We start from the raw sequence: 10,240 nt of genomic DNA, 5'->3' as shown, positions 1-10,240 counted from the left end.
AAATTTTAGCGATCTTTAGAATCAGAGGCAAAAGTTTATTTGTAATTGATTCTTTCAAAACCATCTGGTAGGGTATACAATGACCATTGGATAAAGTATTATTTTATCCCGCTGGTTGCTGTATTTTCATCCAACATCGGACTGGAACTGTATGAGTTGCAAAGCGTCTACACCCTATTCAACTCCCTCTGGGCTATTGCCATTTCATACGGTGCCTGGTTCATATTCAAATATGTTTTATTCAGCTTTGATCATATCCAGATATTCAAAACCAGATTTTTGTATCAGCTCAGTACAAACCTGCTGATCATTTCCCTCTTTCTGACTTTGATGGACTTCGTATATGTCAGCCTATTCTGGCAAACCAACTGGCCGGAAAACTCTGACTTTCTCCAGATTGAATTACCGGTTAGCTGGATCTGGATTATGGTGCTGCAGCTTTTGTACTCCACAATTATTGTGAAAAATGAGAAGCCTCCAAAAGAGCTGATACAAGCTGAGGTAAAAATACCGGCATTTCGCGGAAACCAATCCTTTCAGTTGCTTCAGTCAGAAATTGCCTATATTTTTCTTCAGGATAGAATCGCTTTTCTCATAGCCAAAGATGGGGGGCAATATATGGTGAATGCCAGTTTAGATCAGCTTGAAAAAGAATTAGCCTCATCATTTTTCAGGGCAAACCGCCAGCTTATCATTTCGCGCGACGCGGTAAAGTCTTACCAAACCCTGCCTTCCAGAAAGATTCTGCTTAGCTTATCCCCCGATCTTCTTTCCAATCAAAAAATCAGTAAGCTGAAGATCACCGCATTCAAAAAATGGCTGTCCTGCTAGTGTCCATTTCCCATACAAGATTGTCCACTTCACAATTTTGAGTGAGAGTACCATCCTTTTTTGAAGACTCATTCTGTTATTTTGCTATACCGAAGGAGCTAACCATCAACCTATGTTAAGAGTTTTAGTCACCGCCCAGGCTTTCCTGTTGCTCATTACCTCAGGATTTTTTATTCGTAGCTTTGCTCAGGAAAAGCAATCTGTCTGGCAACATCAGTTAGGCTATGAGCATATACTGCTGAGCGACCAGCAAAACTCTCCCTTACTGTATCAATCCAATAATCTAAATATAGCGACTGACTTTTTGAGCGTTAGGGAAGCTTCACAACATAAGATATCTATACAGTTTTCACTGGGTAATAATCAGTCCAAAAGGCATGGCCAACGTGTGGCTACCCTTTCTGACCCTGTAGATATGTATGGAGTGCAGGAAAGCTGGGAAACAGAGGCCAATCCTTCTCTCTCATTGGTGAATATAAATCTTTCTTACGCTTACTTATCAAAGCTAAGCCTGGGAGGAACTTCACTATACCTGGGAGCGGAAATCTCGGATAATTTCTATCAAACTGGCATAGGCTTAGATAATTGGTTTTTCAACGGTCTTTCCTTAGGCCCCAAACTCGCCAAAACTTTTAATCATAAAAAGCTCAGCTTTCCGCTGGAAATTTCATTCCCTCTTATTGCTGCTATTACCAGCACTCCTTATGCCAAAGATCCCAGCAAACCTGTAGACAGCTATTTTACCCCTTATTTACAGGAAACACGTATTGCACTGCCTGATCAGTTCCGAAGACTCAACTTTTCGCTGAGCGTGAGGATAACGACTCATGAAGAGAAGGTACATTCATTAGGCGTCATGTATCAGTTTTACGGGCTGGGATACTATTATTACGAGCCTTTGCGAATGATTAGCAACAGCTTTAGCATTGTTTATCAGCATTAAACCAGGAGCATGAGAACGCTACTTGTCATTTTTATAACCATCCTGCTTTCATCCTGCCAAGAGACATTTTTCTCAGATATCCCAGAGGACACTTACGAAAACAACATTCTCTCTTTATGGGAGCAGTTTGACAGATACTACGGTCTTTTTCCGGTAAAAAACATTGACTGGGATTCAGTACGTAGCGCAGCGCTTCAGGAAATCCAGCATGTACAGAGTGATGAGGAACTTTACACGCTTATGATTGACATGCTGGCAATATTGAACGATAGTCATGTGGGGCTGTTACCAATTGGAACAAATCTGCCCGTCTGGCAGGGAGGCAGGGCTGGCAAAATAGATACGATTGACGATTTTCATCTTGATGTTGTCAAAGCCCATTATCTGCAAGAAGAGCATTTTGCAGGATACTTTTATACCTATGGCATGCTCAACCATAGTACAGGCTATCTCCATATTGAAGGTTTTTCTGATCTGCCCAGGCACAATGAGGATGCATTAGATGAGGTTATCAGCTACATGAATAAAAATGCCGAAAATATCATTATTGATATCCGCGGAGGCTATGGTGGAGAGGATGTGCTGAGCCAGTATATCGCCGGTAGATTTGCTAAAGAAAAAAAACCGTACATGCTCAGCAAGGTCAGAAATGGGCCAGCGCATTGTGATTTTACGGAGCCTATCACCTGGTATGTAAAGCCAAAAGGCGAGTCTCAGTTTTTGGGAGAAAAAGTAATTTTAACACATGATTATACGCTTAGCGCCAGAGAAACTTTTGCGCTGGCAATGCGCGTAATGCCAGATGTTACTTTTGTAGGGGATACCACAGCGGGAGGTTTTTCTAACCAGATCAATCGGGAACTTCCCAATGGATGGGGTTTTTCATTGAGCATCGGAGACTGGCGCGACGCTAATGGTATAAGCCATGAAAGTATTGGGCTCATTCCGGATTCACTTGTCCTGAATACCAGAGAAGAAATCCTTTCAGGAAAAGATCATGCCCTTGAAACAGCACTAGATATTCTGACTCCCTGATTTATGGCAAATCATTAAGAGAAACTGTATAAGTTTTTCTTCCATAGATTCTTCTTCCTTTGTCTGTCATCCCTTCTACAATAATCTCAAATTCTCCCAGCTCATCAGCATTATTGAAAGTCAGGCTATGAGCTTCGTTGCCAGGGTTTACCGCAGGTTGCCAGTACAGTAATGTCCTGAAGTCCGGCTCATGGGCTGGCAGTGTATCTATCGGGGAGAATGTTTGGATACGGCTGTATAAGTTCATCTCTGCCTGCTTAGCGGAAGGCGATATTGCTGGCAGATAAGCATCTCCATCCTTCGTATAGATCGCAATCGTACCATCAAAGCGGTATTCTCCATAATAGGTGCGACGATTTACTGTCTCTATCCGTTCCATCTCGCGGGGAGGAAAGCTGACCAGAAAGTTTACATCATGGATCAATACCCCATCCAGAAATACTGAAGGCTCACCCGGCAGAAAAGTGCGGGAGGGGATGTCAAATACATCCAGATTGTATACCCCTTTATTTTCTCTGAGGCGAATGCCTGGCATCAGTTCCCGATTGACTTCCACAAAATTGGGCAGCTCTATATAATCCTCCACCCTGATCTCAAAATTGGGCGCTCCGTAAAAGCGGAAACCCTTTTTTTCCTGAGTAGCTGTAGAATCTCCGACCTGAAAAAGATCGTATTGGGTTTTGATTCTGGCTCGCCTGGCATATGATTCTTGCAGTTCGGTGAGTACACTTTCGGGAACATCAGGGAAAAAAATTTCCTGATAAGTATTCTCCTCCATAAATTTATCATCCAGTGTCCAGCTCACCTGCAAGCTGGTATCCGCCATTTGAAGAATAATATCTTTCCTACCTATTACATTCTCTTTGATTGGAATTTGAAAGCTGCCATCCGCTTCTACAAAATCATATTCAAAGTAGGGGTTTCTGCCCGGAACGGATAAGACTACAACTTTTCCTCCTATCTTTTTTTCGTTCATACTTTCTGCTTTACCGCTAACGGTCAGGCTTTCATCCTCTCGGCTATAAGATCCAATCACCTTACTACTTCCTGCCCGAGGTGGGAAAAGGCTTTCTTTGCTGATCAGCGTTTGATTGATCCAGGCAGTTCTTTCGGAAGGACTTAAAGTTGCAGGAATTTTCTCCGGCTTTATCAAACCAGAAGTCAGGCGCTGCTGCTGAAGGTAGCTGCTAAGTGGATTTACTTTTCTTACTGTTACCGCAAGCTGGGCCGGAGCATCTGTTTCTCCAAGGCTTAACGCCGCACTAACTTGCTCTCTCGGCTGATAAGTTTCTTTGTCAAGCTTTATATCCAGGCTTTTTTCTGTAGGGTTATGATATACCAGGCGTTGCACCAGCACTTGCTGCTGCTTGTCCAAAACCAAAAGCTCCAGAAGACCGGCAGGAAATGACTGAGTATTGATGTCCGTAGTATAGGCATCTTCATTGTATTGCTGACTGTAAAGCACCGCATCACGATCCCGGAGGATAAGGGTATAGTCATCCCTTTCACTGTGATGTAGCTTTAAGCTCAGGACCTCATTGCTAAACTGGCTCTGGACAGTTGTACCCTGAGGCTGTGGTTTGGGCAATGCCTGCCTGAGGGTGTCTCCTGAAGTGTACATCTCCAGCATATACTCTTTTTCTACCTCAGGTATAATTGTGAATATTCCCCGCCCCGATTCAAGTGCCACTTCAGCAAGCGGCAGGCTATCCTGCTGACTGACAACTTTTGTGGAAGTGATGGAATCCATCATCATTTCATCTGACAACTGCACCAGCAGGCGGTTGGGTAAGCCCGCTATAAAATTTCCTCCTTCAGGAAAAAAAGTAACATCTTTTGTGAATGAGAACTGGGCAGGTTGCTGAACAGCTAAACTCTCTTCATATGGATTGACGATCAACAAGGGCTGAGCGCTGTAATCTCCAGAATTTCGCATCCACTGCGTATAAGCCCTAAGCTGATACCAGCCACCGCTGAGTGTATCTGGTATCTGTATCTGTCCTCTGCCTATACCATTTTTGATACTGTAAATACCCTGCAACACCACCTGACTACTGCTCAGCACTTCCACATACAGTACCTTGCTCACCTCTTCTGGCTCAGCCTGGGTATCATCCATTGATACCAGGGCCTGAAACCAAAGCTCCTCACCTGCAGCGATTACTTCTTCAGAAAGCTGTAGCCTTAAGCTTTCCTTAAGCTGACTGGTTTGGGAAGTTTCCAGCCTGTCGCTTTTTGCGGATGCCTCAGCGGGTAAAACAGAGGCCGACAGTAAAGTATATAGGACTAATAATGTTTTCACCAGAATGAGGGGGTTTCGGTAGTAGTTCCAACCAGTAAACTGCAATCGTAACAATAGTCAGGGGCATTTTCATCGCCGGCAATGCATTCGGTAAAGCCTCCGGGTGAGCCTCCCGGCCCTGGAGGCACTTCGGAGCGTGTCACAAATTTTCGCTGCTCCGTAACCGAGGATGCCTGAAAATAGCCCAGCACCAGTTCTGTATCATCATTCACATTGTACATATTGCCGGGGATAGGTGAAGGAGGAGGTGCAAATACAGAACCTGAGTTTTCCTGTTGTGCCTGTACATTTTCCCAGAAGGTATAAGCTCTTTCTGTCAATGCGTACTGTTTTACCAGGAGACTATAGCGGCGTTGCAGCATCCTGCCACTTTTTGCTACAAAATTGATTTTTCGTCTTTCTATCCTGTCCCTGCTTAGCCCCTGCGTAGAGGCAATGTTAAGGTAGCGCGTCTGTGTACCTGACTGATAACAAATAGGAATATTGAGCTGCATCGGTGTCGTGAGGGGAGCAATAAACTCATAGGTTTCCTCCCAGCTCCAGCGATAATAGCCTGTCTGATTATCTCCACTACCGGTGTTCAGGTAAAACTGCAGCCCCCACTCATCCAGAATGGTCCCCAGAGAAGTTACATAGGGGCGGCTGTCCAACTCAAAGAATAGGCTGTCAATGGCTGGTACCTCCGGCATACGTTCTGGTAGCGAAGCGTAGGATTTACCCTCAGGTGTAACAATATGTAGCGTATAGGTTTTACCTACCTCACCGCAAAAAAAGAATGGGTCAGTCACATACTCTCCCGCCTCTACTTCAGTCATATCCGCTCTGTTATTTTCTTCATCGGTAATAAATACTTCGGCCCCACTTAACTCTACCCCTTCATAAGTCTGCAGGCTGGAGGAAGTATAAGACAGCTTCACAGTATAAGGCTCACTGGTATTGGTAATTACCCCATCTACTACCAGTAAAGGCTCTCCAGAAAGAGACTCATCAAGCTCTATACGATCCACACAGCTTGTCAGTAGCAGTATGCACCCCAGCCATATCGTAAGTTGTTGCTTCATCAAAATTTAAAATTATAGGTGACTGAAGGAAAAGGACGACCCAGAATAGAAAGCTGATAAGCATTCAGCGTACCGCCGGAATCATTCCTGAAAAATACGGAATACGGATTATTGCGTCCGTACAAATTGTAAACCGCGAAGGTCCAGCTGGAATCCCATTTCTTCTTTTTCTTAAGATTACCATCTACCGAGAAAGATATATCCAGACGATGATAGTCAGCAATACGGTACTGGTTACGAGCGGAGAAGTGGGCGATATCCTGATTACCCACCCGGTAAGTACCTTCCGGTAAGGAGACGGGGCGTCCGGTGCTGTAGGTAAAGTTAAAGCCCAGGCGGATACGGCGGGTAAACTGATAATTACCCACCACTGTAAAGTCATGCGGCTTATCAAAATTGGAGGGATACCAGTCGCCCAGGTTGATACGCTCATCCGCATATTCGCCCTCTACCTTGCGCAAGGTGCGTGAGTAGGTGTAAGACAGCCAGCCGGTAAGCCGACCCAGGTTTTTGGCCAGGTAAAACTCTACCCCGTATGCTTTGCCAATGCCGCTCAGCAGGTCTGTTTCCAGCTGATCGTTCATCAGTATCTCTGCCCCATCTTTATACTCCACCAGGTTTTTGATGTCTTTGTAATATACCTCTACCGAAGATTCTATCACATTGCTGATGGCATTGCGGAAGTAACCCACTGCGTACTGATCGCCGATCTGCGGGCGCACATAGGTATCACTCAGCTTCCAGATGTCGGTAGGTGTAATAGAAGTGGTATTGGAAATGAGATGCATATTCTGCCGCATACGGTTATAGCTCAGCTTCACGCTGCTTCTGCTATCCAGGCCAATACGCAAAGCCACTCTGGGCTCAAAGCCCTGGTACTGGGCTATGGTTTCTCCTGACCCATACTGTATAGAATCTACTACCGATCCTGGACTGATGGGTATACCTTCCTCATAAACTGCTACATCCTTAGGACCTACTGCTCTGTAGTGATTGTAGCGCAAGCCAAGGTTCAGCGTAAGATTGGGAGTGATATTAAACTCATCATTGACATATACCGACATATCCCAGGCCTGCTCCTGATCCAAAGTTTCAGGAACAATAAGAGAAAAATCACCTTCGGGTCTTAGTTCTCCCGGTGCAAATTCGTAGCGGGCCAGATTAGCTCCTGCATCTACCTGATGTCTTTCTCCCCAGAAACGAGTCAGGTTCCAGCGCCCCTCCGAGATCGCAAAACCAGCGTCCAGTACAGAAGCTCGGGTACTATCCTGCAAATCTCCTACCTCATAATTGTACTTACTATGGGTTAAGGTAAAGCTTGAAAGCCATTCCTGCGAAATCAGAAAATCCCAGTTGAAAGCCGCCCCCATGTTCTGATAGGCATAAGAAGTATTGCCGGCATAGAGAAAATCGTCATTACTGATATAGCCGGTCAGCCCTATCTTATGAGCCTCATTAAGGCGATAAGTCCACTTGGCATTGGCATCGTAAAAGGAGGCTTCGCTCTGGCGAATGTCCAGATCGTCAACCCGGTTGAGGATCCAGTCGGAATAAGAGGCCCTGCCCCCAATCATCAGTGCGCTTTTTTCTTCTACCAGAGGAATTTCCAGTGCCAGGCGGCTGGCTACCAGCCCTATACCTCCACTGCCTGTAAACTTCTTCAGATTACCTTCTTTGAGTGATACATCCAATACGGAGGCAATACGCCCTCCGTAACGGGAAGGAATTCCTCCCTTGTAAAGCGTAGCGTCTTTGAGCAGGTCCGCGTTGAAAGCTGAGAAAAAACCGAAGAGATGGGAAGGGTTAAAGATAGATATGCCATCCAGCAGAATCAGGTTTTGCCCCACGTCTCCTCCCCTTACGTTGAATCCTGCCGCTCCTTCACCAGCCACGCTTACGCCCGGAAGCAGTTCTATGGAGTTGATCAGGTCTACTTCACCCAGAAAGGCAGGCATCTTCTTTACCTTCTGTATATCCATACGGGTAGCACTCATCTGGGGGCTGCTCACATTATAGTCTTCTGCTCTTTCGGTAATGGTAATTTCTTCCAGGCGAGCAGTTCCTTCATAGAGGTCCACGGACAGGGTACCATCGGAGATCACTCTTACATTTCTGTTTTCATCTTCAAAACCCAGCGAGTTAATCACTAACTGATGTACCCCTACCGGTAGGCTTATGGTAAAGTAACCATTCAGATTGGTAGAGGTGCCCTGCTGAATATCCTGCACAAATACCGTAGCCCCGGTAATGCCCTGCCCGGTAGCCCCCTCCCGTACGTATCCGCTAATGGTAGCGGTCTTTTGTCCGTTATTGCTGAGTGAGTCGCCAATGATGATAAGGCCCTCTTCTTCTCCCTGACTTCGGGCAGCATTCAGGGCATTAGGGTTTTTTAGTAAAAGTACGATGTATTGCTCCTGATAGGGCTGGTAACTAAGCTCAGTATTGGCCAGCAGTTGACTTACCACCTGCTCCAGGGGCGTTTGATTGAAATTACCGGAAAAGGTAAGCCCCTCTACCCACTCCTGCCGAAAAAAGAATCGCACCGGCTCCCGGCTTTGGATTTCTTCAAAAATAGTGATCAGACTTTGTTCTTTGTAGCTGCCTGTCCAGCGAATTTCTTCCAGGCTTTGTGCTAGTGATGGTGTGCAAATACTCCATAAAAAACACGAGACCAGTAGTAGTTTTCTCATAGGTTGGTTGAAGACAATAGTAGGAAATTTAACGGTAATTATTTCCTTTTACAAGCAGACACCTACCATCATCGACAGATTCCTTCATTTAGAAGACCAATTTACTTTTTTTGACCGCTATTCAGATGGCTAGGTTGAGATGTTAATGGTACATACGCTTATTCGGATAACGCTTAACTAGCATTGAGGCTGTCCTGTTGATGGTGATTTATTATCCTCTGTTGTAAGGATGATGTAGGATTCCCCTGGTTTTCCTCTCGGAGAGAATGCGTATTTATGATCAAAATTTCTCAAATTTACCCCATGCCTGATAGAATTAACCGTCCCCATGAAGATACTGCCTCTACCCTCACCATTGCGGGTCAAGACATACCCCCCGGACAGGAAATGCTGGTAGACCTCAACTTTGCCCGCCTACCTTCCCGTACCGAGATCGTTATTCCCATTTCGGTGAGCCGTGCGCTTAAGCCTGGCCCTATCCTACTGCTCATGGCAGGCCTGCATGGCGATGAGATCAACGGCATTGAAATCGTCCGGCGCATCCGCGACCAGGGCTTTCACCGTCCTGCTAAAGGAACAGTCATCTGCATCCCCTTGCTCAATATCTTTGGCTTTGTGCACTTTTCCCGCACCGTACCCGATGGAAAGGATGTAAATCGCTCATTTCCAGGCTCCAAGAATGGATCTCTGGCCAGCAGAGTGGCTTATGTACTGATGAAAGAGATCATCCCGCTAATTGACTATGGCATTGACTTCCACACCGGGGGTGCCAGCCGGGCTAATATTCCACAAGTGCGCTGTAACTTTGAAAATCCACTCAGCAAAGAGCTGGCCCTTGCTTTTGATGCTCCTTATACCCTCCACTCCAAACTGATCAAAGGCTCCCTGCGACATGCGGCCGACAAAAAAGGCAAGAGTATTATTATTTATGAGGGAGGGGAGTCACTACGTCTGAATGAAAGGGCAATACAGGCAGGTATTAATGGCACCCGCAGGCTGATGAAGCACGTGGGTATGCTCAAAACACATCCGAAAAGTGTCAATAAAAGCATTGTTATCCATAAGCGAAAGTGGATCAGAGCCCGACATGCCGGTCTTTTTCACTCCCTCATCAAGCTGGGAGCCATCGTAAAGAGAGGAGAAAACATCGGATTTATCACCGACCCCATCGGTGACTTCCAGATGTACGTAAAGTCTCCCGAGCATGCGCATGTCATCGGCCTGAATAATAACCCGGTCGTCAACCAGGGAGATGCGCTGCTGCACCTGGGGATTATTAAAAAATAGGTCTCCGCAATATTATTTCTGTCATGCCTGTGAAGCTTGTCAGAACATGAAAAAAGTCTATATTGGTTTGCAGACTCCTTTTTGCTGACAA

At 45.7% G+C, this 10,240-nt stretch carries 7 protein-coding genes; 4 read left to right on the top strand and 3 right to left on the bottom strand.

Translation table 11 applies throughout. The annotated features are described in order from the left end of the window. Nucleotides 1-45 precede the first annotated feature (45 nt). The 3 genes from WJR50_RS01975 to WJR50_RS01965 all read left to right on the top strand — a co-directional run bounded on the left by WJR50_RS01975 (nucleotide 46) and on the right by WJR50_RS01965 (nucleotide 2,809). Nucleotides 46-831, top strand: coding sequence for a LytTR family transcriptional regulator DNA-binding domain-containing protein (locus WJR50_RS01975; protein WP_341291533.1), 786 nt, complete (start codon nucleotides 46-48; stop codon nucleotides 829-831). Nucleotides 832-943: 112 nt separating this feature from the next. Next, nucleotides 944-1,774: a hypothetical protein gene (locus tag WJR50_RS01970; RefSeq protein WP_341291532.1), complete on the top strand. Its 831-nt coding sequence runs from the start codon at nucleotides 944-946 to the stop codon at nucleotides 1,772-1,774. Nucleotides 1,775-1,783: 9 nt separating this feature from the next. After that, a complete protein-coding gene (locus tag WJR50_RS01965; RefSeq protein WP_341291531.1) occupies nucleotides 1,784-2,809 on the top strand; it encodes a S41 family peptidase in 1,026 nt (341 codons plus the stop codon). A gap of 1 nt (nucleotide 2,810) precedes the next feature. Here WJR50_RS01965 and WJR50_RS01960 read toward each other — a convergent pair whose 3' ends face one another. Genes WJR50_RS01960 through WJR50_RS01950 form a run of 3 tightly spaced genes read right to left on the bottom strand, consistent with a single transcriptional unit; the run spans nucleotide 2,811 to nucleotide 8,862 of the window. After that, a complete protein-coding gene (locus tag WJR50_RS01960; protein ID WP_341291530.1) occupies nucleotides 2,811-5,111 on the bottom strand; it encodes a hypothetical protein in 2,301 nt (766 codons plus the stop codon). Then, complete coding sequence (locus WJR50_RS01955) at nucleotides 5,108-6,172, bottom strand: DUF4249 domain-containing protein (protein ID WP_341291529.1); 1,065 nt, start codon at nucleotides 6,170-6,172, stop codon at nucleotides 5,108-5,110. The genes WJR50_RS01960 and WJR50_RS01955 overlap by 4 nt, the downstream gene beginning before the upstream one ends. Next, nucleotides 6,172-8,862, bottom strand: a complete 2,691-nt coding sequence (locus WJR50_RS01950; protein ID WP_341291528.1) for a TonB-dependent receptor — start codon at nucleotides 8,860-8,862, stop codon at nucleotides 6,172-6,174. Before WJR50_RS01950 ends, WJR50_RS01955 begins: the two co-directional genes overlap by 1 nt. 303 nt (nucleotides 8,863-9,165) lie before the next feature. Between WJR50_RS01950 and WJR50_RS01945 the strand changes: the two genes are divergently transcribed. After that, nucleotides 9,166-10,149 carry a succinylglutamate desuccinylase/aspartoacylase family protein gene (locus tag WJR50_RS01945; protein ID WP_341291527.1) on the top strand — a complete coding sequence of 328 codons (984 nt, stop codon included), beginning with the start codon at nucleotides 9,166-9,168 and terminating at the stop codon, nucleotides 10,147-10,149. The last annotated feature ends 91 nt before the right edge of the window (nucleotides 10,150-10,240 follow it).

Origin of the sequence: Catalinimonas locisalis, assembly GCF_038039535.1 — a bacterium.
GTDB lineage: Bacteria > Bacteroidota > Bacteroidia > Cytophagales > Cyclobacteriaceae > Catalinimonas.
The sequence above is the reverse complement of the archived record's forward strand: the minus strand, read 5'-3'. Positions and strand labels throughout refer to the sequence as shown.

Coding starts and splice junctions, on each gene's coding strand:
- WJR50_RS01970 (WP_341291532.1), top strand. CDS start 944: ATGTTAAGAGTTTTAGTCACCGCCCAGGCTTTCCTGTTGCTCATTACC.
- WJR50_RS01965 (WP_341291531.1), top strand. CDS start 1,784: ATGAGAACGCTACTTGTCATTTTTATAACCATCCTGCTTTCATCCTGC.
- WJR50_RS01955 (WP_341291529.1), bottom strand. CDS start 6,172: ATGAAGCAACAACTTACGATATGGCTGGGGTGCATACTGCTACTGACA.
- WJR50_RS01950 (WP_341291528.1), bottom strand. CDS start 8,862: ATGAGAAAACTACTACTGGTCTCGTGTTTTTTATGGAGTATTTGCACA.
- WJR50_RS01945 (WP_341291527.1), top strand. CDS start 9,166: ATGCCTGATAGAATTAACCGTCCCCATGAAGATACTGCCTCTACCCTC.